This is a genomic window from Cedecea sp. NFIX57 (assembly GCF_900177785.1).
In the GTDB taxonomy this organism is placed as follows: Bacteria; Pseudomonadota; Gammaproteobacteria; order Enterobacterales; family Enterobacteriaceae; genus Cedecea; species Cedecea neteri_C.
On the sequence record NZ_FXAS01000047.1, the window covers coordinates 1 to 22,199 of the forward strand.

Below are 22,199 nucleotides of genomic sequence, written 5' to 3' on the forward strand. Positions count from 1 at the left end.
TGCAGCTCCGGGCCAAAGGTCAGCTTGTCCTGCACGGCAATCTTAATCTGCTGGCTACCGTCAAAGCTGGAGAAGGTGACATTCCCTTTAAGCCCCCCTGGCTTGCGCCCGAACTTCTCCGCCGCCAGCTCTATCCAGGCGTAGCAGTCGCCAAACGACTGGCGCTTAAAGTCGGCCATCGCCTGACTCTTCGCTTTTGCTTCAGCGACGCGGGCGCGGACAAAGTCATCCATCTCACGGTCATAGTCAGAGACCTGTTCAACCGGCACCAGGCGGGCTTTGCGGTCTTTCATATAGCCTTCAGGAACAATTTCATTTCGGTTATTAATAGACATGTTTCTTTTCTCCGGGTTTATTTTCCAGTTCGCTGAATTTTTCATTCAGCTCATTCACCGTCTCAATGGCGGCAGCTACATAGCCAGTAGCAAACAGCATCTCATGCTGGCAGTGGCCATTGGTCGGGGCCTGAATCTCAGGGTCAAGCACCAGCCCCTTGTCGGTATGGATCACTTTGATAATTATCGTGACGGACATGATTGATTACTCTGCTTAATTGGTTGGCATCACTCTGGTGCCATTGATGATATGCACGACGTTAATGCCGCCCCATACGCCCCTTGATGCACTCCATCATGAAGTCGGAGAAGGGTCTTTTGCTGAGTACTCCTCCGTTAATCTCAGTCGCCAGCCGGGTGATCACTTCCACCATGGCGGTAGCATGAGCGATTTCGTTCTCAGTTGTATTCCCCAGTTGCTCCCCAACCACTTCAACCTGCGAAGTGTCTCCTTTGTCCTGAATCGTGATGATGATTTTTGCTGGCATGTCGTTTATTCCTCTTCGTTAGTTTTACCGAGCCTTTTCAACTCATTAAGGCAAGCTGAGGCCATGGATTCCGCGATATTACGCTCCAGCTTGTCGCGCATATCTTTGTCTTCAAACTCAAAACGAAAATCCACATCGCCACTCTCGCTCACCGCAATGGTGACCTCTAATTTCACCGCCATAACTACCCCCAGATAACGGTGCAGCCGTCGATATTTGATGTCCGGGTGACTTTGCGGACACCGTCCAGGACTTCAATCAGCTCCGTCACGGGCCATACAGGACCACTGAGCGGTGGCAGGGCATAGACAATCGGGAAGCCGCGATGCCAGCCGGTCACACGCCCACCATGAGAGTGGATCTCCGAACGCGCACGCGAGTGACGCCAGTTAACAGTTTGTTTTTCCATGATGAAATAAATCCTCAGTTGAGCCGCCACATGCGCGGCAATTGAACGCACAGACGAGCTAGGCGATAAGCCCGACGAAAACCTTCCCGCGTCTGAATAAAAGGCATGACCAGCTGCGCCGCCTCCATCTCATCCACATCCCAGTCGCGACCATCATTCCCTACGCCCGAGACCTCCCGCCCCCAGGAATACACATCGACACACAACAGGCCTGGTACATAGCAATGAATAAAAGGCGATCCCGCAGAACAGCTATCATCAGTAACAAAAAAGCAACTGTTAAACCCAATGGCCCGAAGCGCCGTAATTTCCCTTCTGATTGCAATATCCATCTCACATCCCTCAGTGAATAAGCATCTGTGCATAGGACTCGACCAGCTTCACACTCACCCCCTGGTCTCCGATGGCGCTGGCCCGCACCACACCCCGCGCCAGCTTGAACATGCGGCGGTAATTCCCCTTCGAGCAGCGGAAGAACGCCTCTGCCAGCTCCGGCTGTGTCAGGCTGTCTTCGTCGCCGTCCGCCAGCAGACTGCCCAGAATGCGGTTAAAGTCTTCCTGCTCGGATTTATCCTTGTGGGTCTCAAGATTCAGACACATCCCCACGCGGCTGTAGAGCTGGGCGAACTCCCCGCGAGAGCCACGCAGGTTAATCAGCAGACGCGGCATCCCGGCCAGCACGATAGCCACCCCGGAGCGGTCGTGAATGCGGCGTAAAACCTCCAGTGCCCGGTAGGGCAGCAGCTCTGCTTCATCCACCAGAATCACCCAGCCGGTGCCGGTCAGCGCCTGGATACACTCCTCGCTCAGCTCATGGATATTGCCGGTGCGTTTTGCCCCCAGGCGGGTACACAGCTCCTGCAGCAGCACCCGCGCCGTGCAACCGGGGTCAGCCTCAATCAGGATTGCGCCTTTACTTTTGTACGAATATTCCCGTAAAACCATGCTCTTACCCATCCCGGCCGGGCCGTATATCACGCCGATATCGCCATCCATATGGGTGCTGGTGATGAGCGACAGTGCCATGCTGGCCAGTTGGGTGGGGACAAAGGTCGCTCTCACTTCCCGGCGATTGGCGCGACACTCTTCCCGGTTGATAAAATCAGTCAGCGCCGCTTCCACGTTGGCGATATTGCCTTTATAGGTTCCCTTCAGATATTGAGAGACCGCTGTGGCACTGAGCCCTGTTTTCGTCGCTACCGTTTTTTGGGTGTAGTTGGGCCGCTCCAGAATCTGGAGTAATTTCTCTTTTACATTCATTTCAATCCCTTACCGGTGATTACCGGCTTTCTTTAAATCATGTTCATAATCGGATTCAAATAAATACACCTGGTCGGGTTCTTTATTTGAATTGGGTGCGGAAAACAGACTGATATCAATTTCGGGTTTCTGCTCAATGGCCGGGCGCAATTCTTCATCCACTCGCGCCAGCTTCTGTTCAAGGCGTTTGCGTCGCTGCTTCGTCCGCTTCTCTTTCAACTGCGCTTCACGTGCTTCAGGGAATGCAGAAACCTTATTACCGTTCCAGATGGCGTCACATATCCAGGAACCGTCCATATGACGAATAATTACCGATTGAGGGTCATGGATGTCATAACAGACCCGAACCTTTTCACCTTCAACTCTGGCAAGTTCAGTACTGAAGTAGACGTTTTTATTCAGATGGATTTCGCCCCGTACCGCAGTACAGATTTTTTCTGGCCGGAACATCTCGTGCAACTCCGCCGTGGTGAGCATCTCTATCTCAGTATTCTCTTCCTTAATCACATGATTACGGTAGGCCAGCGGCGACCAGTGTTTGCCGTCTTCACGCACCGGCAGGCTGCTGTGTGGCCGGTTATTATGTCGTTCCACCTGGTGCTCAATCTCTGCAATGAGCTGTTCCCAGGTTGGCACCTTATGCATCACCGCCAGCTGCCGTTCATTCAGGTTCTTGCCATTCTCGATAGCATTCACTGCCGACTCTACCGCCTTGACATACTTGCGTTGTGTTTCGCGGTCACCGGATTTACCTACCCAAGAGCCAAAAGCCATGGCTGCCCGCTTCGGTATTTCCTGGTTCAGACGCTCAATAATCCCACGTGCCTGCGGGTTCCCCGGTATACCGGTCGGATGCTCAATCTCCAGACGGGAAAATATCCCCGTCACATCCGCATCAAAAACCTTGTTTTTCTCACCGCCACCGTTATCAGAGTAATACATCAGCGGCACACCAAACCTTGATACGGCATGACGAATGGCATCACCGACCGCCATCTGGCTCTCTGACACCGCCAGGCTCCAGCCCACCACCACGCGGGTACGACCATCGATTACCAGCGTAATCTCAGGGCGGAAGGGTTTACCGGTCGTCGGACTGATAACCTCCATCTTCATGCCGTGGCCATCACCAATCCAGACGCTATTGGCCGATAATTTCTCCCAGTCACGGCGCACATGCGGCAGCAGCGACTTATAATCTGACCCGGTACGCCGCCCACGTTCTCGTTCAGCTTTGGGGATTTTGCTGAGGGCATAACGCACGGTATCAACACGGGGCAGCATCGACAGCATCACATCATTCCCGGCATTCACCAGGCACCACTCGGCTTCAAATCGCTCATATGCCATCGCGACGGAAGGGCGGGCTGGATCGCGATAAAAACGCATGAAATCGGACAGCCATGGATAAGCCTCTGCGGGCTTGGCCTTAATTTTGGCTGGCGCCATAATGGCCATCCGCTCACCTGCGGTCCGGGTGGTCATGGCATCGGAGACCCACTGCTGCAGCGAACGCACGCTGACGCCGGTACGCGTCACACCCTTGCGTGCATTAGCAATATCAGCAGCCTGCTGAACACGCTCCGGCAGCGTCCCTTCGCGAGAGCGGACAGAAATCAGCGTCACTGCATCTTTGCGACTCATACTCAACTCCCCCATCAGACGGCGAACTTCGGCCACCAGGGTCATACGGGCATCACCCGTTTTACGCTGTTTATCGGTCAGAGACCCAAGCTGACGCTCCAGCAGCGCGGGGCACTTGCGCATCACTTCCAGCTCAACACTAACGCGAAGCGCCTCAGCACGACCTCTGGCTGCAGGCACTACAGGCTCCAGCGGTAACTGCCCCTGCACCTCGGGTTTCTGCAGCACCGCCTCAGCACGACGGGCCAGAACAACTTCGCGCACCGCCGCTGGCAGACAATCGATGTGATATTCAAACGCCTTGGAGCCTTCACGCTTACGGACTAACGCCGGTGAATCACCAGAGGCACGTTCCAGCGCCTCACGAATGCCTTTAGTTGTCGCGGGGAGACCGGGCAACCCAACTAAATCTTTGACGACAACAAACATAATCAGGACGCCTTCTGTATGTAGCTTTCAGACTGATACCGGCTTGGCCAGATATCTTCCGGTGCAACACCCAGTGCATCAGCGACGATCTGCTGATAAGGGCGGCAAGGTGAACGCAGAACGGACTTAAGAGAGCCAGAGGCATAACCGTTGCGGCGGCCTAACTCACTTAACGACAAGCCGCGCTTGTGGAGCTTCGATTTGATGTCTTCCGGGTGCCAATCTGCACGCAGATCTTCTTTTCGGTTCATTGCTCATATATCCTAAAAGATTACCCAACGGGATAACCGGTTGGTTATTCCTGTGGATAAATAATGAATCACGAAAAGAACGAAATCAAGGTGTTTTTGGTGATTTTATTGTTTTTTAAATAAATCGATGTATTTCATATTGTTAGGTGCAAAAGAACCTTCTATGAGAAAAGAACGCCGACGTACTTTTGATGCAGAGACAAAAGAACCTGTCATAGCAAGAATTGCACAGCTAGCCAGGAAGCATCCTTCGCGCAGCGCGGCTGCAAGAGCATGGGGAATTAACGTCAATACACTGAACAGTTACTACAAGAGTGAAGCTAATCCCCCAATGCCGCGGGAGAACATACTTCTGCGCATTGCAGAAAGCGAAGGTGTAGACCTTAAGTGGTTAATTGATGGTGAAGGAAAATCACCAGAAACACCAAAGCCATCAAAAAATAATAATGAAGGTGATAAGTTGTCAGAGGTTCTGTCTTTTTTGACAGATGAGGAGCGTTTGCAATTGGCTACAATGTTGGCCCGCAAAGGTGTAGAGACCGTTCTCTACCTCCTTGACGAAGACAACATCGACCTCTTACGGATGGATCCGATTGTGAAGGAAAAAATCCTCGGCAGGCAGCCAGATCCCGTCCAAGAGGCTGCTCTGAACGTTCAGGAAAAAAGAGAGCGTGACACCGATGGCGAATTACAAACGACCGAAAACGATCTAGCCAATATTGCGAAAAAAAAGCAGGCTAGATGAAATAAATTCTGGCAGGTATCCTGTCAGGGTTTCCTTGGTCATTGACCAATAAATAATCGACGGGAAGTTTTGCACTCTCGCTATTTAAATTCAATTTAAATGGTATTAATTTGAGATTAGTCGAGTGCAGAATTTGATACATAAAAGTCAAAATAAAATCATTTTCGTCCGCGCAGTGCAAAACCCCTAAATTCCTTTCCAGACCGCGCCAGTCAAAGCTTTCCTCTTATTTAAAGCCGACTCCGATCAGTGCAGAAATGATTCCCCCCCCACACGCATCGCCTTTTAAGATTTAAACCCTGCACCGGGGATAAGCTCTCGGTGCTCTGGGAAGAATAATTCACCACTTGAAAGATTATCCATCAATTGAAAATCAATCATGTATTTCTTGAATTTCTCGCCACGTTTATTTAGCGCATTGTAATACAGGATGAAAAGCTCTTGGTTTGACAACTGAGCTCTCACCAGCTTGGCATAGAAATATTTATCCCCCACATCGGATTCATGAATAAATTTATATATATTATAAAGAAACCTAAAGTAATGCGCCAACATATGCTTATGTCGTTCATAAAAAATATCAAAAAACTCACTTATTTCTTCTTCTGGAGAGTCAAGGGAAAGTCCTCTATTATCGAATAAACGACGCAACTGCTTATCCAAGTCATCAAATACAACCCTACCCTCTTTCACTTGAATGTTATTAATTGCACCAACCCTAAGCGAAAACCCGTTAACGATCTCATTGTGCAATCTAATCATTTGAAAAAATGAATTCTCGAACCCTTGCTTTGCCATTTCCTTTCTATTTTCACTTAGCTCTTCCTTTTGAAGCCTGGATTCCTCTCTTTGGTAATGCAATGTCCAAACAACACCCAAAAAAGCAAGTGCAGAGAAAAGAGATGTTAGAACACCAAAACTATCGCCAAAAGTACCTGCATCCGCTAAGGTAAGCACATCTTTGGGATAGAGATTTAATATTAGAACAACCCCATAAACAACAACCAGCAAAACGCTAAAACCACCCACGAAATATGGAAATTTCATTTAAACCTCTAGATAAAAACACATTCAGAAAAACATCTATCAAACCAGTCTAAGAATATTGCTTTTATCATGTTACGGTTTTTTTATGAAGCTATCAAAAATGGTAATTCCAATTAATTGTATGTCGTTAAAAGACAATCCGAGAAGCTGGCGTGTCGGATACTGGATTTCACGCGCCGCCGGGTTAGGCTTGTCCTTTAACCCCTCCTGATGCACGCGCGCTATGCGCTGCACTTTACCGACAAATTCCACGACCGCGGCTTCGTCGCTGCCGGTGGCTTTCATGTAGCGATTGGTGCGCAGCTTCGCAAACATTTCCCGCTTAATGCGGCCTTTCTTGCTCTTCACCGGCTGGCGCTTTCGTGCGGCGTAGGGCTTGCCGTCGGGGTCTTTCTGCGCCTTTATCCGCTGCTGTTGCCGGGTGCGCAGCTTTTTGGCTATTTCCCCGGCCATTTTGCGGCGGCCAGCCGGTGACAGGTTCGCAATCAGCGCGGCGAGCTTGTCGTCAAACGGCTTGAGCCCGTCCATTACCAGAGCGCCTCTTGCGGTTCCGGCGCATAGCTGACGTGCAAATCACCGTTGCTTTCCTCCCGGACTATGGTGCGCTCGGTCAGGCGTAAACTGATGCTGATATCGACGCTACTGTCGTTATTGATATCGGCATACCACGTAAACCCTTTTTTCTGCCCCTCGTCAGTGGTCATGATATCCGGCTGATTCACGAGCACCCATTTCAGGATCGGCACTAAGATGTAATCAATATCGCCGGTGTAATCGGTCAGGATCACGTTGAGCGTGTACCGCTTCACGAACGAGAGCGAAGTGGCAAGGGTGGAATCAATTGCCCCCTCATCGGCAAAAATGCGCATCATGCTCGGGTTGGTTGCCACGCCCGGCACCGCCTCAGTGAGGACTTTTTTCAGACTGGATTGTTTGTGCATCGAGATTATCCTGGCATTTTTTCACCGTTTCGACCTGGGCGGCGCAGCTCACCCAGGCGCTTTCGAGCTGGCGATTATCCGCAAGCAAATCGCCGTTAATGCGCGGCTGGCTGGCCGGGAGTTTGCACAGCGCTACTTTCGGACAGCCACTGTAAATAATCGGCGGTGGTGTCAAAGGCGGGGCGCTCCTGCAGCCGGATAACATCATCAGGTAAAGCAGTGTCATACCATTCGCGAAGTGCTTTATTTTCATTGAGTAGCCTCGTAATCGTGTTGCTTCGACGCCCGGCCAGCGCCTCAGCCGTTGCCAGTTTGTTTCTCAAATCCACCTGCGCACGCTCTTTGCTGTCGGCGATTCTGGCCGCAACATCGAGCTGGTTTTTCAGCATGATGTTTTGTGTTTTTTGCTCCCCGGCGACGCGGTTAGCCTTTTCAAATGAGCGGGTGAGCGTGGTGTTTTCGTGGCGCATCCACAGCAGCCCGAGCACGGCCAGGGCAAGGAGTACAATCAGCGTTTTCATGACACCACCCCGCCAGCTTTGCGATATGCGGCAATCAGCGATTCGAGGTTGTGCTCTCGCTGGCCGTAACCAGCCCCCGGCAACGACGCCCAGATATTACGGCAGCGGGAAATCGCGCGCTCAATGCGCCCCTGCTGTATATCCTCCAGCGCAACACGCTCCCGGATAAGCTGAATGGCGAGCTTATCCTGCGACAGTGGGCTAAAGTCGGGTAACCCGAGTTGCTTCTGATAGTGCGGCCAGAATAAATAAAGCTGCTGATAGCGCCCGGATGCCGTGGACTTCTCCCCACGTCGGTTAAACACTTTGGCAGGCCTGCCGCTGGCGAACGGGTGATCGCTATAGTCGGTAAAAATCTCGGGCTTGCCATCCATCCCGGTGACAATCACGTCATAGCCGCGATTTTTTGTCAGTGGGTGGGTGGCGGTTCCCTCTGAGTACGCCAGCATATCGAGGAAAGCGGCAACGTTTGGGTGAGTGTTAATTACCGGCATCCTGATCTCCTTTCTGAGATTTGAAACGGCGCTGGATAGCGATTTCGACCACCTGATAACCGGCAATCCCGAGCATGGAGCCCACGCCACAGACCGCAGGGAGTGACATATCCGGGAACTGCACCAGAACCACCCCGGCCACCATCGAGACAAATCCACCCAGCAACATGCGCCCGATAAACAGGCGCGGCGTGATGGGTTCACCCCCGGCCATCACCTTGCCAACCACAATCATCATTCCCATCAAGAACAGCGTCAGTACGCTTTTTTCACCCTCAGTCATAATTAATCCCACAGGTTGATAGTTTCAGTTACCGGCGCGGTCTCCACGTCCGGCAGTTCAATTTCAGTGCCGTGCGGCAGCACCGCCCCGAGCTCAGCGAGTCCCGGATTTGCGACGAGTACCGCCTCGAATACCCCCTCAGTGCGCCCGTAGTAGCGGGCGCAAAGTGCGTCTAGGGTGTCGCCCTGTTGCGCGTAAACCTTCATCAGATTTGCCCGATGATGCAGCGCGATTTGTCCTGGATACGGGCTATCGCCCAGCGCATATCCCGCCACATTTCATCAATCACGCTCTCGATGCTGTCGGCTTTCTTGTCACCTTTGGCGCTCGCATCCACGCCGCGATAACCCTCATAAAGCTTCGCGGTTGTCATGGCGCTGACGGCCTGCAGGTAGTAAAAACAGCGCACGCTCTCACCGTCGATGTTGTCGGCTGGAACGTCGGCCAGGGTTTCACGCCCGAGCAAGATTTGCTCCTCGCGGTACTCTCTTAGCTCGGCGTTGGTTTCTGCCATACCGTCGATAATCGCGGCGCGTAAACGCACGGGGCTCACGGTGCTTTCAATGCGCAGCAGCTCGCGAATACGCGCGGGCTCAATGGCCGGGAAAAACGCCGTGTTGGTGATAACGGCCTCCGGCACCGGTCGGGCGGGGATAACCACACCAGGCTCGACCGGTGCCGTTTCCGGCTTAGTGATAATCACTGTCATGACAACCTCTGTAATGGGTGGGCGGTGGACGCCGGTCGCCGTGTCGGTGGATCACCGTCTTTGACCAGCGTGCCGCCCGGCGCGGGGCGCTTTCGGTTAGGCGGTGACTTTCTTCGGACGGCCTCGCCCTCGTTTCACCGCTGAATCTTGTTTTTTCGCCGGGGTCTTGCTGGCCGGAGCCTTAGCCGCCGGTGTTTTTGTGGCTGCCGGTTTTGGGTTGAGCTCGCGTGTCAGGCGCTCAATGTCCTTGCGTACTCCGGCGTTGCGGTCGAGCTGCACCGCACGACTCAGGTGCTCCAGCGCGGAGGCGGGGTTTCCGGCATCACGCATCGCCAGACCGATCACTTTATGCAGACGGGCTTTCACCTGGTCGGGCATATCGGCATCACGAACCAGTTCCAGCACATCCAGCAGCAGCGGCACGTCAACCGGCTGTCCGCCATCGCTGGCGCGTTGTGCTGACAGGGCAAACTCTTCGGCCAGCATGTAAGGCGCGGTGCGCGCATGGCCGTCAGGGGTGGCGAGGTTGTAGCGCAGCGCATAACGGGCGATTTCCAGCGCGCCAGCCAGTTGCCCGGCATCGAGTCGCCAGAGCATGACGGTCATTAAAATGTCGTCCTGCTTGCCGGTGCCGTTCTCCAGCACGCCCGTTACCCAGGGCAGATAAAACGGCAGCAGCTCGGCTTTTTTCGTCGCTTTCGCTTCGTTGGAATGGATGTTTTTTAATGTCCGACGGTCTGCGGCCAGCTTGACGAGCATTTGCTCGTAAGGGGTGGCGTGGCGCAGCGGGGCGTTTTCCCGCTGCGCTGCCTGGCTGGCCGAGACCCGCATCGCGTGACGTCGTGCGGGGCTCAGCATGGCTTAGGCGTCCTTCTGGTCGTTTTCGGTGTCAGCAACCGGCGCAGACTGCGGCGCGTTCAGGTGCTGCATGGCTTTCACCAGCTCAGCCGCGAATACGCTCGCGCTGGTCGCTTCGGCAGTGCCTGGCTCTTCCGGGTCGAGAATCTCGATATTTTCAATCAGGCAACCGGCGGCGTAGTCCTCGATAACAAAATCGACTTTCACCTGCTCGTAGTTTTCCACCTGATCGAGTTTCGGGTTTTCGACGATGTGGCGGCGGTGGCCGTCCTCGTAGAGGTAGATGGAAATGTTATCCAGCGTGGTGATAAACACCGCGTTAGCCGGGAAGAACGGCGCGCGCACCGCCTGGAGCTGGCCGATAGTTTTCTGGCTGATAATCAGCTCCCCGGCCAGGGCTTCACTGTTCGGCTGGAACGTGTTGATCATCGGGAAATACTTGTCGGTCAGAATGCGGCGGCCGCAAATGACAACCATCTCCGGGTTTTCACGGTGGATTTCATCAATCAGGGATTCGTGAGCATCCATCACCAGGGCGTCCAGGTTGGCGTAATGGCCGCCTTTCCCCACTTTGATGGTGTCGGAAATAACCTTGCCGTCATCGTCGACAACCTTGCTCATCACGCGTTCCGGCGCGTCGTTGCGGTACTTCTGCAGCCAGCCGATCGCCACATCCTGCAGTAGCGGGTTTTGCTTACGGTCAGAGGTTGGCGCGCGGCTTACGCCGTTAAAACCGATGGTGATGTAGTCCAGCGCCTGGCGCTTGATGATGGCGTTGCGAATGCGGATCTGGAAATCCTGATAGCGCGCCCACAGGTCGAGTTTGGTGTATTTCAGGTGGTAATCGAAGTTAACCGGCTTGCAGAAATAGCGGTAAGCATCGAGCTTTGAAAAATCCGCGGTCTTGCGCTCGACGCCGTTGTCGGTGTCTGCGGTGCTGGCAATTGAGCCGTTAACATCAATGCCGACTTTCTCCTCGGTCAGCTCACGCACCACGGGCATGTTAATCAGCGCCAGAAACGAGGAGGACTGTTGCACCTTTTCGAAAAGGGTCTGCGTCACAGACGGCTCGACAGTAAATTTATTGCTGAGGTCGCTCACGGCCACACCGTTTAATTCGGCAATACGGCTCAGGAACTTGTTGAACTGGAAACGGGTCTCTTTACGCATGGTTTTTTATTCCTGTTTTAAATGGGTTCGGCTCTGAATCGGTGCTGATTCAAAGGCGTTAATCAGCAGTCGGTCAGCACTTCAACCGCATTTTCACCGCCGCCGCCGGTGCTTAATTTGCGGCGCTGCTGGGTCTTGCTCTCAGTGTTGTCCAGGGTGCTCGCCAGGGTGCTGAATTGCTGGCTGGTTTCGGTGGCCTGGTCGGTCACGGTCTTTTTAAGCCCGGTGATTTCAGCCTCCAGCTTGCTGAAACGCGCGGCGGTATCGTCGCCGGTCTGCTGCACCTGCTCGGCAATGACGGTCACCGCCTCATGCACGTCGTTAAAACGCGCGTCGTCGCTGGCTTGTTTGCGGCTGAAAATACCCTTTACCGAGTCGGTGATTTTGTTGAGCAGTTTTTCCGGCACATCTTCGAACTCCATTTCAGCCAGAGTGGCGACAGAGAAAAGATTGTCCGGGCTCACTTTGAAGCGCTTGAGCGGGTTGTGTTTAGCCTTGCTGCAGAACTGGAGGTATTCAGTGCCGAGGCTTGCCGGGTCATCGGTCACGGCCAGGCCGACCAGGTAGCATTTGCCTGTGTTTGCAAAGTTCGGCTGGATTTCGATGGAGGTGTAAACCTTCTGACCTTTGCCAACCATCTCGACCAGGGTGTCGAGCGGGGCGATTTTGCCGTACAACGCCAGCTTGCCGTTAAGCGCGGAATCGTCGTCGATGGTTTCGGCTTTCAGCTCCACCACGTCGCCGTAGCGTTTGAAATCGCTGTCCGGGAGATAACCGCGAATGTGTTCGAGGTTGATACGGCAGCCATAAACGCGCGGGTCGAAACTGTCGGCCATCTGCTGAATATCAACGGCACTAAGGTCGCGCCCGTCGCAGGTATCGCCCTCTACAGCGATACGGAAAAACTTAGAGACTTTCTTAGCCATGTTCAGGAGTCCTGATTGTGGGTGATGGGTTCGGGCTTAGTTTCCCGACTCCGACCCACGCCAGCCACCCGTTACAGAAGTGCAACGCCTGACACAACAGGGACTTAGCGAATAAGCCCACCCGTTTCTTTAGCCTTGCCCTGGTATCAACCACGGCGAGGCATTCATGAACATCACGACCGACACATCCATCCTCAGCGACCCGCGACGGCAGGCCGCGCTTTTGTACTGGCAGGGGTTTTCCGTGCCGCAAATCGCGGAAATGTTGCAGACCAAACGCCCCACGGTGCAGAGCTGGAAACAGCGCGACCAGTGGGAAGAAACGGCACCGCTTAACCGGGTTGAGAGCACGCTCGAGGCGCGGCTGATTCAGCTTTACGCAAAGCCCGACCTCACCGCGCACGACTTCAAAGTCGCCGATTTTCTGGGGCGGCAAATGGAGCGCTTCGCCCGCATAAACCGCTACGGCGTGAGCGGGAATGAGGCCGACTTAAATCCGAAGGTAGCGAACCGAAATAAAGGGGATCGCAAACAGCCGAAAAAGAATTATTTCAGAGAGGAAGCGATAGAGAAGCTGGAGGCGCTTTTTTTCGACCAGTCTTTCGAGTATCAACTCGAATGGTACAGAGCAGGTCTGGCTCACCGCATTCGCGACATTCTCAAATCCCGCCAGATTGGCGCGACGTTCTATTTTGCGCGTGAGGCGTTACTGCGCGCGCTCAAAACCGGGAACAATCAAATTTTCCTGTCGGCCAGTAAAACTCAGGCGTATGTGTTCCGCGAATACATCATCCAGTTTGCGCGCCAGGTCGACGTCGACCTGACCGGCGACCCGGTGGTCATCGGTAACAACGGCGCGAAACTGATTTTCCTCGGCACCAATTCCAACACCGCGCAAAGCCACAACGGTGATTTGTATGTTGACGAGATTTTCTGGATCCCGAACTTCCAGCGCCTGCGTAAAGTCGCCTCGGGCATGGCCTCACAAAAACACCTCCGCACGACCTACTTTTCGACACCTTCCTCTCTCGGCCATGGTGCTTATCCGTTCTGGTCGGGCGAACTGTTTAACAAGGGACGCGCCAGCGCCAGCGAGCGGGTCGAGATTGATATCAGCCACACCGCGTTAGCGCGGGGCGTGGCCTGCGCCGACGGTCAGTGGCGGCAGATTGTCACCATTGAGGACGCGCTCGCCGGGGGCTGCACCCTGTTTGACCTGAACACGCTGAAACAGGAAAACAGCGCCGATGATTTCCGCAACCTGTTTATGTGCGAGTTTGTCGACGATAAAGCCTCGGTGTTTCCGTTCGAGGAGCTGCAGCGCTGCATGGTCGACAGCATGGAAGAGTGGGAGGACGTCGAGCCTTACGCCGACCGGCCATTCGGTCACCGTGTGGTGTGGATCGGCTACGACCCGTCACTGCGTGGGGATAGCGCCGGTTGCGTGGTTATCGCGCCGCCGGTTGTCGCCGGGGGCAAGTTCCGTATCCTGGAGCGCCACCAGTGGAAAGGCATGGACTTTGCCACACAGGCCGAGTCAATCCGGGCGCTCACGCAAAAATATAACGTGGAGTACATCGGTATTGATGCTACCGGCCTCGGCCAGGGTGTTTACCAGCTCGTGCGCTCGTTCTACCCGGCAGCGCGAGAGATTCGCTACACACCGGAAATGAAAACCGCGATGGTGCTCAAGGCAAAAGACACTATTCGCCGCGGCTGTCTGGAATACGACGTCGGCGCGACGGATATCACGCAGTCGTTTATGTCTATCCGCAAAACCATGACCAGCAGCGGGCGCAGCTCAACGTATGAAGCGAGCCGCACCGAAGAGGCGAGCCACGCCGATTTAGCCTGGGCAACCATGCACGTATTAATCAATGAACCACTGACCGCCGCCAGCGGCCAGGCGTCCTCCTCCATTCTGGAATTTTACTGATGAAAAAAAAATACAAAGGCCAGCGCGCGGCAAAAGCGCAGCAGCACACCGCCGCCCCATCACAAAACATGGAGGCGTTTACTTTCGGGGAGCCGACGCCGGTGCTCGATCGCCGGGAAATTTTCGACTATCTGGAATGCGCCCATAACGGCAAATGGTACGAGCCGCCGGTGAGCTTCTCCGGCCTTGCGAAAACGATGCGCGCCGCCGTGCACCACAGCTCACCGATTTACGTTAAGCGTAATATTCTGGTGTCGACGTACATCCCGCACCCGAAGCTCTCCAGTCAGGACTTTAGCCGCCTGACGCTGGATTTTCTGGTGTTCGGCAACGGCTTTCTGGAAAAACGGCAGAGTGTCAGCAACAAGGCGCTGCGCTTTGAAACCTCCCCGGCCAAATACACCCGGCGTGGCGTGGATCATGATACTTACTGGTTTTTGCAGGATTTCAACAAGCCGCATCAGTACGCGGCGGGCTCGGTGTTTCACCTGATGGAGCCTGATATTAATCAGGAGCTTTACGGGATGCCGGAATATCTCAGCGCATTAAACTCAGCCTGGCTGAATGAGTCGGCGACGCTGTTCCGTCGCAAGTATTACCAGAACGGCGCGCACGCCGGTTACATCATGTATGTGACCGACGCCGCACAGAGCAGCACCGACGTTGAAGCGCTGCGCCGTTCCATGCGCGATTCGAAAGGGCTCGGCAATTTTAAAAACCTGTTTTTCTACGCCCCGAACGGAAAACCGGACGGCATTAAAATCGTGCCGCTCAGTGAGGTGGCAACCAAAGACGATTTTTTCAATATCAAAAAGGCCAGCGCCGCCGACCTGCTCGACGCGCACCGGATCCCGTTCCAGCTCATGGGCGGCAAGCCCGAGAACATCGGCTCGATGGGCGATATTGAGAAAGTGGCAAAGGTCTTTGTGCGTAACGAGCTGTCTCCACTGCAGGCGCGTTTCATGGAGCTTAACGAGTGGGCGGGGGAAGAAATTATCAGATTCAAAAAATACTCGCTTGATGAAGATTGAACCATCCACCGCAGCCGCCCCAGGGCGGTTTTTTTACACCCCATCACCAGACCGCCTCAGACGCACGACACGCCACCGAAACCCGGCACCACCTCGCAACACGACCCCTAACACCCGGACGCCATAGCGCCGCGCTCAGGCCGAAAAATAATAATTAAATACCCGCCTCAGCGCGCAATGCTTCCCCCGCCACGCCTGCCCGCTTTATGGGTCGCTTTTAATGCAGTTGCATGAACAGGCCGGAGGCGCGCCAGCGCTGATCTCACTCGGCCAAAACTATAACCAGAGAAAAATGCACAATCATGCAAGTAACACATGCATGTTTCAGTTTATATTGATATATCAAAAAGCAATTATTCACATCGTATTAGGGCTGAAACATCATCGTAAACTCTATTCCCGAACACTTCTCCAAAAGGGGAAACATAATGTGAACCATCGAATAGTTCCACTCCTTTAGCATCACACTTACTTTTAATCGATTGACAAACCGAAAAAATGCCACCCACAACATATGGAATCATTATATTTGAATACTTCGCCCCCCGTGAACCCTCTCTAATATAAATGTAATCAATATTAAAGGCACATATGATCTTGTCCTCATTATAAGCAGTCGACTCACAAACAAAATAAGAGCAATATCCTATTTTATTCTTACCACCATCAATCATTAAAACCAAACCCACATCATCATCACGTACAGCATCATTATATCTTTCCCTTGGATTATACTCGCAATCTTTGAAATCATCTAAAAAAGGAATTACATCAAAAACAACCGCACCCTCAGTATTTATACATATCTTTAAACCATTCACACTATGACTCCAACTCAGTTTTAAAAAGTCCATTATCCCAAAAAGCACTCTGCACATCACCAGAAGTAACACACAGAAGATAACCCACCCACCTAAAACCAACAAATAAAATAAATTACAATCAACTAACCGCCGCTCATACCCCCCAGAAATTGTAGTTTTTAGTGTAAAAGAACCTTTATCTCTTGCAAAAAAAAACATGCAGCTGTAGAAAAAAGGTTCAATTGCACATTAAAATTAAATTCATAATCAAGTAAGCATTCTCATACATATTAACTAAACCCATATCAAAGGAAAAAAAATGACAGTTCGCCTTACTAAGATAAAAATAACAAACTTTAGATCTTGCAAAAGCACTGAAGTATCCCTACGCCCTTATACAGCATTAGTTGGTTACAATAATGCTGGGAAGTCCAACATTATATTAGCAATCAAATGGCTTTTAGACGGCTCTACAATATCCACTTCTGATATGTATAATTCTAATCAATCAGTTATTGTTGAAGGCACAATTTCTGGAATCACAGATGAAACGCTAACATTGCTTACAGAAGAAAACCAAAAAAAAATAAAACCATTCATAATAAATGGAAGTCTTTGTTTCTCGCGAAAACAAGAAATAGAAGACGGTAAAATCAAGAAAAGCATAGAGGTATTTGATGGCGAGAAATGGAAGAAAAACCCAGGTGGCATTGATGGCTCGATATCCAACATATTCCCAGAGCCAATACATATACCTGCAATGTCTGATGCTGTAGAAGATACAACAAAAAACAAATCGGGAACTACTATCAGTAAAATATTAGCAGCTATAGTCTCTGGGATAAAAGAAGAATATGATGAAAGATTCTCAAAAAAGATATCTGAAATTGGAAAGTATCTTTCTCATGACGGAGAGACGAGACTGGACAGTTTGAATAACATTGATAGCGGTGTTAATGAAAAAATTGGACAGTTTTTCCCTGATGTTAATATAAAGATTCACTTCCCAACTCCAACCTTAGATGAAATATTTAAATCAGGGACATTAAAAGTATTTGAGTCTCGTGAAGATGAAAATGTTATGAGGGATATCAGTCGATTTGGTCACGGCACTCAAAGATCTATTCAAATGGCATTAATTCAATACTTAGCCGAAATCAAAAAAAACAATAAAGATAATAATAAATCCAACACGTTAATTTTTATTGATGAACCGGAATTGTATCTTCATCCTTCTGCGATCAACTCAGTAAGAGAGTCTTTAGTTATATTAAGCGATCTCGGATATCAAGTGATAATATCGACACACTCAGCAAGTATGCTTTCATCTCAACATGCGTCAAATGCAGTTCAGGTTTTTAAGAACAACCATGGTACGATAGCCAGACAGACCATTTCAGAAAAAATCGAAGAGCTATATAAAGCCTCTTCACCACAATTGCATTTGGCTTTTTCGCTTTCTAACTCCTCATACTTCTTATTCTCGGAAGAGGTAATCTTAGTAGAAGGGAAAACTGAAACCAGTGTATTAAATGCATTATATAAAAAAGTTAAAAACACAGAAATAAACCCAAGTAAAAAATGTATAGTTTCTGTTGATGGCAAAGGCAGCCTCTTAGGAATGGCTGAAGTGATTAATGCGATTGGCATTAAAACGAGAATATTATCCGATTGCGATTTTTTATCTAAATTATTAACATCACGATACAAAGATAATCTAAAGGGTGAATGCGAACAACTACTTAAGTCAATTGCAGAAAATGATCTAGGTCTCAAAAACCCCGTTAGAAAAGTTGAGTCATTTAAAAGCAGCTCCAGTCAGGACTTTATAAAAATATGCCAACACCAATCAACAAAAACAATCATCCATGACATGCATAATATTCTTAAAAATATTGGGATATACATATGGAAATCTGGCGATATAGAGCAAGTATACGGCTTCGGAAAAAGCCAAGAAGAATGGGATAGACTTTTAGAATGTTTAAGTGATGATACAAAACCTTTATCTGATGTAGTTAAAAACCACCATGAAATAGAAGATTTTGTCAACTGGATTTAAAGCATCTCGATATAAAACCCCAGCCATATTGTAATATAATAATGGCTGGGGGTATAAATCATGCTGATATTGAAAACCAATATTATACACTTTTCATGTTGTACAACCGATCTACCTTAATACCTTTCAAAGTCATATATCCTCTATCGCAGTAAAGTGCTCACTATCAACTATTATCATTTTACCTATACCAGTTAGTACATTAGTTGTTTGTTCAGAACTATTGAGGAACAATTGTTTTTCATTTGTCAAAACACCTACCCCACAGTTATTGACAGGACTCCGAGTCGCGGCAGAGCCGCTCTTTAAAGTCAAAAGGCAAGGTTCAACGTCAACTGCCTTAGAGACGATGCGCCATTGCGTTGTGCGGGTAACGCGAACATGGCTGGGACCAAGGTGTGGCGCGAAAATGCCAACAACTTTTTGCACTTCCTCGTCATAGGCATTAAGTTCGTCAGCAATTTTACGTGCAACCCTGACGGTTTGCTCGTCACGCGAGACATTAGCCCCACCCTGCGCTGCAATATATAAATCGAAATCACCACCATCAGCTGCCGCACGAGCATCCTCTACCCGGTCATCAAACTCGCTGGCAATACTTACGCCTCGCGGCAATTTACGCAGTTCGCGATAAGCCCCCATCGTCGGGAGGCCAATGGGTTTAAATTGAGGAATACGCCAGGTCGATGCCCAGGCATTTACCGCTGCGGCAGTATCTTTTAGCGGCTTGCCAGTGTCTCTATCTATCTCACCATCAAGGGCATACCCATCTATATTCTTCGCAATATATTTTGCGATGTAGCCAGCTGCCCCGCCTTGATTCAGGTGTTTGCATTCAAAGCGGTTTCGAGCCGCACCACGCTCGTTTCCATCCTCCTTCAGAGAATAACGTCGCATGATCTCGACAACCTGACGGCGCTGTTCGCTTCGGCAAAAAAGCATCATGTGCCAGTGTGGCGTACCATCATGATGAGGTTCAACAACACGCATTCCGTATACGTTAAGGCCGTTATCTTTAAATGCCGTGCGCATCTTGCTCCAAATGCCGCATAGATAACGCTGACCATCTTTAGGGCTGTAAGCCTCGTCATTCCACTTGTGATTAAGCTGTACGGATTTATCAGCACCAACGGTACGTGTAGGGTGATATTTTGATGGCGTGGTAATGGTAATAAACATTCCTACATCGCTTTTGCTTGCTGCGTAGCGTTCAATCCCTGCAATGGTGTTCATCAGTTCCATACGCCGTATCTCTGGATTAGAAATACTTTTAAGTACCTTCTCAATAAGGTCTATTCGCTCGCCAGTCTCGACGTTCTCCAGCTCACAGCCTTTCAGATATTCCATGTTGGACAGACGACGAGCATGGACATCGCGAATAGCCTGTTTGCTGGCGTAAGGAGAACGTTTCTTACTAACCTCCCCTACAGCAATTAACAGTGCTTCATTCCATCGGGTACGCTGGGCTTTAAGCTGACGAACCCACCATTCATCGTTAACCAGGCGAGCAATTGCTGAAAATGCATCACGGATAGTCAGCTTGCCTTTGCGATATTTGTTCCAGTGCAGAGGGGTAATGTTAAACGCTCGCGCAGCACCAGCGACTTCACCGTATAACCAAGATTGAGCTTCGCTGGTAAACAGCACTTCATTTTTCTCGCCTTCTCGTTCATTGGCGAAACGGCCGCTCAGTTCTTCATAAGCATTAAACAGCTGTGCAGCGATCCGACCGGCAAACTTCCCTAATGCCTTATCATTCATGCCCGGCAAACGGGAATAGGCATCGCTCTCGCAGATGAAACGCAGCGATGCCGAAGTGTTCATACCGTGATTGCTATTAACACTTTCTATTCGCGGCCATAAACGTCGCTTAAATGTCTTGGTAAGAAATCGCAGCGCTTCGACCTGAGTTGTATGCGTTTTCAGCCAGTCATACCGATTGCTAAATTGAGCTCGCAGCATGTACGGCAGCATATTGATATTGGCTAAAACCGCTTGCACCTGACGGTGTTCATCACGTGTAAGAGGTCTGTCATTAGGATCAAACGTTGGAGTATGGCGAGGAGGACTATTCAAATAAACACCAGCCATAAGCGCGCTGGTGTTTTTGACTAAAAGAGGGATGGCTTTACGCCGTTGAGGGTTACTATGCATTTGCAATAAATGCCAGCTCACAAGCCTGGCCAATACGAGCCACTTCTGCCGCAAGCAAATCGAATGACTTTGCAGTTGAGTTCAGGATGTGGTGATGCATCAAACCGGCAACGAGTTGGCTTACCTTTGGGTAATAACCAATGGTGTCCATCCACTCTTTGCCTGCATTTTTGCCACTGATGGCAATCTTCTTTTCTTGCAAAATAAATTGATACTGATCGCTTGTAACGACCCATTTATTATCAATGTCAATACGGATAGACATAATTCTTACTCTATCTTGCTAATGATTGAACTGGTTAATAAGTAAAACCAGCGGAATGGAACTTCAACGACTCATGATGTAAGAGCTCTATAATTTCAATACTGGATAACTCTTCTTTGGTTATATGACGAATAAGTCCATCAAGATGTGCTGAAAAACGAGCACAGCTATCTGCTTTGGCATCGGCTAAAGATTTGCTAATTGCATCATTTAATAATTTCGTCAACTCACCCACTATAAACACCCTCGCAAGAAAAATAGATAATATGAAAATCCACACGAGCGTGTGTTAATCAATACTGGAAATTAATTAGTGCAGATACTGTTCTGGTTTAACTGACGTTAATATCGTGGGGGCATACTCAAATAAATTTAATAACTCTCTGAGCGCACGCAATAAAGCCTTGCGCCATAGGCATTGCTCGTTATCTATATGCCAATATGGCTGATTAAACTCTTCCTCTGTAAGTCCTGCATGTAGAAATAATGTCCGACGCTGGCTTATAGTCAGACGCCCTATGAAGCCAGACTTACTGACTCCCCGAGTTCTATACGTTGCAAAGGCGCTTCGCAATTCATCAATTGCACATACAATACGTTCACGATCACAGTCGCTCATCTCTTCCAGAAGCATAACAGCATGACGTTGCTTTAGCTGCGCATGAAAACATACAGACAAGCGCTCACGCTCGAGCAAGCCATTGTAAAACGAGCAAGTGTCCTGCCAACGAGGCAGCGCTAAGTATTTAGCTACAAGCTCACGTAACCCACCGGGCTGAGTCTTTACCACAGCCAATGTCATAGCCGTCATTTCCTTCTCCTCAACATGTTTAAAACAGTACGTAAAAAACGCTCTCTCCTAGAGCAATGCCCCCTGATGATGATTCCCTTACGCCCCTTGCCATGAGTAATATGAAAGTTCAACGGTCGAGCTGTCTGGTGATTGAGTAAAAGCTGCGCGATGCAGCGAGGCTCTTGCATGTAACCTCCTAAAAATGGCGGGATTTTTGCCACACCCGCTATGTGGTCTTGTGATAGGATCGAATCGCCAAAAACGTACCAATCACAAAAGGAGATGTCGTGTCAGATAAACAGCAAAATGATCTAATCAAAACCCTTGAAAAAGCGCTGAAACTTTCCGAGTCATTACCCTCCCCCATCGATAATTGGGAGGATGCAAATCAAATTAACAATTTATCCATTCGGCTAAGAGAATCTGTTCAATCCAAAATGCCGAATACCCATAAAAGCTTTATCGATATAAATTGAGATTATTGGCCGCCTAGTGCGGCCATACTTGCATATGTACCTTTCAATGATAAGAATAACGATTCAATCTCATCTGAATCGCCACGGATAATCTAGACACTTCTGAGCCGTTGATAATATAGGTTTTCATATTCAGCCGGTGGCATCTGCTCGCTCGAACCATGCCGAC

The 22,199-nt window shown here is 50.2% G+C and carries 31 protein-coding genes; 5 read left to right on the top strand and 26 right to left on the bottom strand.

The genetic code is table 11. The features are described 5' to 3' along the window. The 9 genes from B9Y90_RS23655 to B9Y90_RS23690 form a co-directional block, all read right to left on the bottom strand. A partial coding sequence (locus B9Y90_RS23655; RefSeq protein ID WP_139827475.1) for a DUF3164 family protein occupies positions 1-335 on the bottom strand: 335 nt, incomplete at its 3' end. Further along, positions 325-534 carry a hypothetical protein gene (locus B9Y90_RS23660; RefSeq protein WP_085542807.1) on the bottom strand — a complete coding sequence of 70 codons (210 nt, stop codon included), beginning with the start codon at positions 532-534 and terminating at the stop codon, positions 325-327. The genes B9Y90_RS23660 and B9Y90_RS23655, both read right to left, overlap by 11 nt. A 61-nt stretch (positions 535-595) precedes the next feature. Next, positions 596-823 carry a hypothetical protein gene (locus tag B9Y90_RS23665; protein ID WP_085542808.1) on the bottom strand — a complete coding sequence of 76 codons (228 nt, stop codon included), beginning with the start codon at positions 821-823 and terminating at the stop codon, positions 596-598. Between the two features lie 5 nt (positions 824-828). Beyond that, positions 829-1,005: a hypothetical protein gene (locus B9Y90_RS26970; RefSeq protein ID WP_176227904.1), complete on the bottom strand. Its 177-nt coding sequence runs from the start codon at positions 1,003-1,005 to the stop codon at positions 829-831. A gap of 2 nt (positions 1,006-1,007) precedes the next feature. After that, positions 1,008-1,232 (bottom strand): hypothetical protein, encoded by a 225-nt coding sequence (locus B9Y90_RS23670; RefSeq protein WP_085542685.1) that lies wholly within the window; start codon positions 1,230-1,232, stop codon positions 1,008-1,010. 14 nt (positions 1,233-1,246) lie between these two features. Beyond that, positions 1,247-1,564, bottom strand: coding sequence for a hypothetical protein (locus tag B9Y90_RS23675; protein ID WP_085542809.1), 318 nt, complete (start codon positions 1,562-1,564; stop codon positions 1,247-1,249). 10 nt (positions 1,565-1,574) lie between these two features. Then, a complete protein-coding gene (locus B9Y90_RS23680; protein ID WP_085542810.1) occupies positions 1,575-2,492 on the bottom strand; it encodes an AAA family ATPase in 918 nt (305 codons plus the stop codon). A gap of 9 nt (positions 2,493-2,501) precedes the next feature. After that, positions 2,502-4,565 (bottom strand): Mu transposase C-terminal domain-containing protein, encoded by a 2,064-nt coding sequence (locus B9Y90_RS23685; protein WP_085542811.1) that lies wholly within the window; start codon positions 4,563-4,565, stop codon positions 2,502-2,504. Positions 4,566-4,567: 2 nt separating this feature from the next. After that, the gene (locus B9Y90_RS23690) at positions 4,568-4,816 is read right to left on the bottom strand and encodes a helix-turn-helix domain-containing protein (protein WP_085542812.1); all 249 of its coding nucleotides are present in this window, start codon (positions 4,814-4,816) and stop codon (positions 4,568-4,570) included. 163 nt (positions 4,817-4,979) lie between these two features. Here B9Y90_RS23690 and B9Y90_RS23695 point away from each other — a divergent pair, with 163 nt between their 5' ends. After that, positions 4,980-5,561, top strand: coding sequence for a hypothetical protein (locus tag B9Y90_RS23695; RefSeq protein ID WP_139827476.1), 582 nt, complete (start codon positions 4,980-4,982; stop codon positions 5,559-5,561). 285 nt (positions 5,562-5,846) lie between these two features. Here B9Y90_RS23695 and B9Y90_RS23700 read toward each other — a convergent pair whose 3' ends face one another. From B9Y90_RS23700 to B9Y90_RS23750, 12 genes are all read right to left on the bottom strand, one after another. Further along, positions 5,847-6,608 (bottom strand): putative phage abortive infection protein, encoded by a 762-nt coding sequence (locus B9Y90_RS23700; protein ID WP_085542814.1) that lies wholly within the window; start codon positions 6,606-6,608, stop codon positions 5,847-5,849. 72 nt (positions 6,609-6,680) lie between these two features. Next, the gene (locus tag B9Y90_RS23705; protein WP_085542815.1) at positions 6,681-7,136 is read right to left on the bottom strand and encodes a phage virion morphogenesis protein; all 456 of its coding nucleotides are present in this window, start codon (positions 7,134-7,136) and stop codon (positions 6,681-6,683) included. Next, positions 7,136-7,549, bottom strand: a complete 414-nt coding sequence (locus B9Y90_RS23710) for a phage tail protein (RefSeq protein WP_085542816.1) — start codon at positions 7,547-7,549, stop codon at positions 7,136-7,138. The genes B9Y90_RS23705 and B9Y90_RS23710 overlap by 1 nt, the downstream gene beginning before the upstream one ends. After that, positions 7,512-7,757, bottom strand: a complete 246-nt coding sequence (gene lysC / locus B9Y90_RS27145) for an Rz1-like lysis system protein LysC (protein WP_254902743.1) — start codon at positions 7,755-7,757, stop codon at positions 7,512-7,514. The genes B9Y90_RS23710 and lysC overlap by 38 nt, the downstream gene beginning before the upstream one ends. Beyond that, positions 7,645-8,070: an Rz-like lysis system protein LysB gene (lysB, locus tag B9Y90_RS23715; RefSeq protein ID WP_085542817.1), complete on the bottom strand. Its 426-nt coding sequence runs from the start codon at positions 8,068-8,070 to the stop codon at positions 7,645-7,647. The genes lysC and lysB overlap by 113 nt, the downstream gene beginning before the upstream one ends. Further along, positions 8,067-8,564, bottom strand: a complete 498-nt coding sequence (locus B9Y90_RS23720) for a glycoside hydrolase family 24 protein (protein WP_085542818.1) — start codon at positions 8,562-8,564, stop codon at positions 8,067-8,069. The genes lysB and B9Y90_RS23720 overlap by 4 nt, the downstream gene beginning before the upstream one ends. Beyond that, positions 8,551-8,847, bottom strand: coding sequence for a phage holin family protein (locus tag B9Y90_RS23725; RefSeq protein WP_085542819.1), 297 nt, complete (start codon positions 8,845-8,847; stop codon positions 8,551-8,553). Before B9Y90_RS23725 ends, B9Y90_RS23720 begins: the two co-directional genes overlap by 14 nt. Positions 8,848-8,849: 2 nt before the next feature. Then, positions 8,850-9,053 carry a tail protein X gene (locus B9Y90_RS23730; protein WP_085542820.1) on the bottom strand — a complete coding sequence of 68 codons (204 nt, stop codon included), beginning with the start codon at positions 9,051-9,053 and terminating at the stop codon, positions 8,850-8,852. Next, entirely contained in the window at positions 9,053-9,556 is a 504-nt protein-coding gene (locus B9Y90_RS23735) for a head completion/stabilization protein (RefSeq protein WP_085542821.1), read from the bottom strand. Before B9Y90_RS23735 ends, B9Y90_RS23730 begins: the two co-directional genes overlap by 1 nt. 96 nt (positions 9,557-9,652) lie before the next feature. Then, positions 9,653-10,414 (bottom strand): phage terminase small subunit, encoded by a 762-nt coding sequence (locus tag B9Y90_RS23740; protein ID WP_085542822.1) that lies wholly within the window; start codon positions 10,412-10,414, stop codon positions 9,653-9,655. 3 nt (positions 10,415-10,417) lie between these two features. Continuing rightward, positions 10,418-11,584, bottom strand: a complete 1,167-nt coding sequence (locus B9Y90_RS23745; RefSeq protein WP_085542823.1) for a phage major capsid protein, P2 family — start codon at positions 11,582-11,584, stop codon at positions 10,418-10,420. A 62-nt stretch (positions 11,585-11,646) separates the two neighbouring features. Then, positions 11,647-12,510: a GPO family capsid scaffolding protein gene (locus tag B9Y90_RS23750; RefSeq protein WP_085542824.1), complete on the bottom strand. Its 864-nt coding sequence runs from the start codon at positions 12,508-12,510 to the stop codon at positions 11,647-11,649. A 166-nt stretch (positions 12,511-12,676) separates the two neighbouring features. Here B9Y90_RS23750 and B9Y90_RS23755 point away from each other — a divergent pair, with 166 nt between their 5' ends. Then, positions 12,677-14,446, top strand: coding sequence for a terminase ATPase subunit family protein (locus tag B9Y90_RS23755; protein WP_085542825.1), 1,770 nt, complete (start codon positions 12,677-12,679; stop codon positions 14,444-14,446). Further along, entirely contained in the window at positions 14,446-15,477 is a 1,032-nt protein-coding gene (locus B9Y90_RS23760; protein ID WP_085542826.1) for a phage portal protein, read from the top strand. The genes B9Y90_RS23755 and B9Y90_RS23760 overlap by 1 nt, the downstream gene beginning before the upstream one ends. A gap of 353 nt (positions 15,478-15,830) precedes the next feature. Here the strand turns inward: B9Y90_RS23760 and B9Y90_RS23765 are convergent, their stop codons facing one another. Beyond that, complete coding sequence (locus tag B9Y90_RS23765; protein WP_217808998.1) at positions 15,831-16,499, bottom strand: hypothetical protein; 669 nt, start codon at positions 16,497-16,499, stop codon at positions 15,831-15,833. A 100-nt stretch (positions 16,500-16,599) separates the two neighbouring features. Between B9Y90_RS23765 and B9Y90_RS23770 the strand changes: the two genes are divergently transcribed. Further along, the gene (locus B9Y90_RS23770; RefSeq protein WP_085542828.1) at positions 16,600-18,342 is read left to right on the top strand and encodes an ATP-dependent nuclease; all 1,743 of its coding nucleotides are present in this window, start codon (positions 16,600-16,602) and stop codon (positions 18,340-18,342) included. 132 nt (positions 18,343-18,474) lie between these two features. Here the strand turns inward: B9Y90_RS23770 and B9Y90_RS23775 are convergent, their stop codons facing one another. The 4 genes from B9Y90_RS23775 to B9Y90_RS23790 all read right to left on the bottom strand — a co-directional run bounded on the left by B9Y90_RS23775 (position 18,475) and on the right by B9Y90_RS23790 (position 21,572). Further along, positions 18,475-20,433, bottom strand: a complete 1,959-nt coding sequence (locus B9Y90_RS23775; RefSeq protein WP_085542833.1) for a replication endonuclease — start codon at positions 20,431-20,433, stop codon at positions 18,475-18,477. Between the two features lie 55 nt (positions 20,434-20,488). Beyond that, positions 20,489-20,761: a DUF5405 family protein gene (locus tag B9Y90_RS23780; protein ID WP_085542829.1), complete on the bottom strand. Its 273-nt coding sequence runs from the start codon at positions 20,759-20,761 to the stop codon at positions 20,489-20,491. A gap of 34 nt (positions 20,762-20,795) precedes the next feature. Continuing rightward, positions 20,796-20,996, bottom strand: a complete 201-nt coding sequence (locus B9Y90_RS23785) for a DUF2732 family protein (protein ID WP_254902744.1) — start codon at positions 20,994-20,996, stop codon at positions 20,796-20,798. Positions 20,997-21,071: 75 nt separating this feature from the next. Continuing rightward, entirely contained in the window at positions 21,072-21,572 is a 501-nt protein-coding gene (locus tag B9Y90_RS23790) for a replication protein B (protein ID WP_085542831.1), read from the bottom strand. Positions 21,573-21,841: 269 nt separating this feature from the next. Here B9Y90_RS23790 and B9Y90_RS23795 point away from each other — a divergent pair, with 269 nt between their 5' ends. Then, entirely contained in the window at positions 21,842-22,030 is a 189-nt protein-coding gene (locus B9Y90_RS23795; protein WP_085542832.1) for a hypothetical protein, read from the top strand. Positions 22,031-22,199: the final 169 nt, after the last annotated feature.

Excerpts from the sequence above, each read along its gene's own strand:
- B9Y90_RS23735 (WP_085542821.1), bottom strand. The coding sequence starts at position 9,556 with ATGACAGTGATTATCACTAAGCCGGAAACGGCACCGGTCGAGCCTGGT.
- B9Y90_RS23720 (WP_085542818.1), bottom strand. The coding sequence starts at position 8,564 with ATGCCGGTAATTAACACTCACCCAAACGTTGCCGCTTTCCTCGATATG.
- B9Y90_RS23750 (WP_085542824.1), bottom strand. The coding sequence starts at position 12,510 with ATGGCTAAGAAAGTCTCTAAGTTTTTCCGTATCGCTGTAGAGGGCGAT.
- B9Y90_RS23690 (WP_085542812.1), bottom strand. The coding sequence starts at position 4,816 with ATGAACCGAAAAGAAGATCTGCGTGCAGATTGGCACCCGGAAGACATC.
- lysC (WP_254902743.1), bottom strand. The coding sequence starts at position 7,757 with ATGATGTTATCCGGCTGCAGGAGCGCCCCGCCTTTGACACCACCGCCG.
- B9Y90_RS23685 (WP_085542811.1), bottom strand. The coding sequence starts at position 4,565 with ATGTTTGTTGTCGTCAAAGATTTAGTTGGGTTGCCCGGTCTCCCCGCG.
- B9Y90_RS23745 (WP_085542823.1), bottom strand. The coding sequence starts at position 11,584 with ATGCGTAAAGAGACCCGTTTCCAGTTCAACAAGTTCCTGAGCCGTATT.
- B9Y90_RS23775 (WP_085542833.1), bottom strand. The coding sequence starts at position 20,433 with ATGGCTGGTGTTTATTTGAATAGTCCTCCTCGCCATACTCCAACGTTT.
- B9Y90_RS23660 (WP_085542807.1), bottom strand. The coding sequence starts at position 534 with ATGTCCGTCACGATAATTATCAAAGTGATCCATACCGACAAGGGGCTG.
- B9Y90_RS23765 (WP_217808998.1), bottom strand. The coding sequence starts at position 16,499 with ATGTTTTTTTTTGCAAGAGATAAAGGTTCTTTTACACTAAAAACTACA.
- B9Y90_RS23725 (WP_085542819.1), bottom strand. The coding sequence starts at position 8,847 with ATGACTGAGGGTGAAAAAAGCGTACTGACGCTGTTCTTGATGGGAATG.
- B9Y90_RS23790 (WP_085542831.1), bottom strand. The coding sequence starts at position 21,572 with ATGACGGCTATGACATTGGCTGTGGTAAAGACTCAGCCCGGTGGGTTA.
- B9Y90_RS23665 (WP_085542808.1), bottom strand. The coding sequence starts at position 823 with ATGCCAGCAAAAATCATCATCACGATTCAGGACAAAGGAGACACTTCG.
- lysB (WP_085542817.1), bottom strand. The coding sequence starts at position 8,070 with ATGAAAACGCTGATTGTACTCCTTGCCCTGGCCGTGCTCGGGCTGCTG.
- B9Y90_RS23710 (WP_085542816.1), bottom strand. The coding sequence starts at position 7,549 with ATGCACAAACAATCCAGTCTGAAAAAAGTCCTCACTGAGGCGGTGCCG.
- B9Y90_RS23680 (WP_085542810.1), bottom strand. The coding sequence starts at position 2,492 with ATGAATGTAAAAGAGAAATTACTCCAGATTCTGGAGCGGCCCAACTAC.
- B9Y90_RS23780 (WP_085542829.1), bottom strand. The coding sequence starts at position 20,761 with ATGTCTATCCGTATTGACATTGATAATAAATGGGTCGTTACAAGCGAT.
- B9Y90_RS23760 (WP_085542826.1), top strand. The coding sequence starts at position 14,446 with ATGAAAAAAAAATACAAAGGCCAGCGCGCGGCAAAAGCGCAGCAGCAC.
- B9Y90_RS26970 (WP_176227904.1), bottom strand. The coding sequence starts at position 1,005 with ATGGCGGTGAAATTAGAGGTCACCATTGCGGTGAGCGAGAGTGGCGAT.
- B9Y90_RS23675 (WP_085542809.1), bottom strand. The coding sequence starts at position 1,564 with ATGGATATTGCAATCAGAAGGGAAATTACGGCGCTTCGGGCCATTGGG.
- B9Y90_RS23770 (WP_085542828.1), top strand. The coding sequence starts at position 16,600 with ATGACAGTTCGCCTTACTAAGATAAAAATAACAAACTTTAGATCTTGC.
- B9Y90_RS23730 (WP_085542820.1), bottom strand. The coding sequence starts at position 9,053 with ATGAAGGTTTACGCGCAACAGGGCGACACCCTAGACGCACTTTGCGCC.
- B9Y90_RS23695 (WP_139827476.1), top strand. The coding sequence starts at position 4,980 with ATGAGAAAAGAACGCCGACGTACTTTTGATGCAGAGACAAAAGAACCT.
- B9Y90_RS23740 (WP_085542822.1), bottom strand. The coding sequence starts at position 10,414 with ATGCTGAGCCCCGCACGACGTCACGCGATGCGGGTCTCGGCCAGCCAG.
- B9Y90_RS23705 (WP_085542815.1), bottom strand. The coding sequence starts at position 7,136 with ATGGACGGGCTCAAGCCGTTTGACGACAAGCTCGCCGCGCTGATTGCG.
- B9Y90_RS23670 (WP_085542685.1), bottom strand. The coding sequence starts at position 1,232 with ATGGAAAAACAAACTGTTAACTGGCGTCACTCGCGTGCGCGTTCGGAG.
- B9Y90_RS23755 (WP_085542825.1), top strand. The coding sequence starts at position 12,677 with ATGAACATCACGACCGACACATCCATCCTCAGCGACCCGCGACGGCAG.
- B9Y90_RS23700 (WP_085542814.1), bottom strand. The coding sequence starts at position 6,608 with ATGAAATTTCCATATTTCGTGGGTGGTTTTAGCGTTTTGCTGGTTGTT.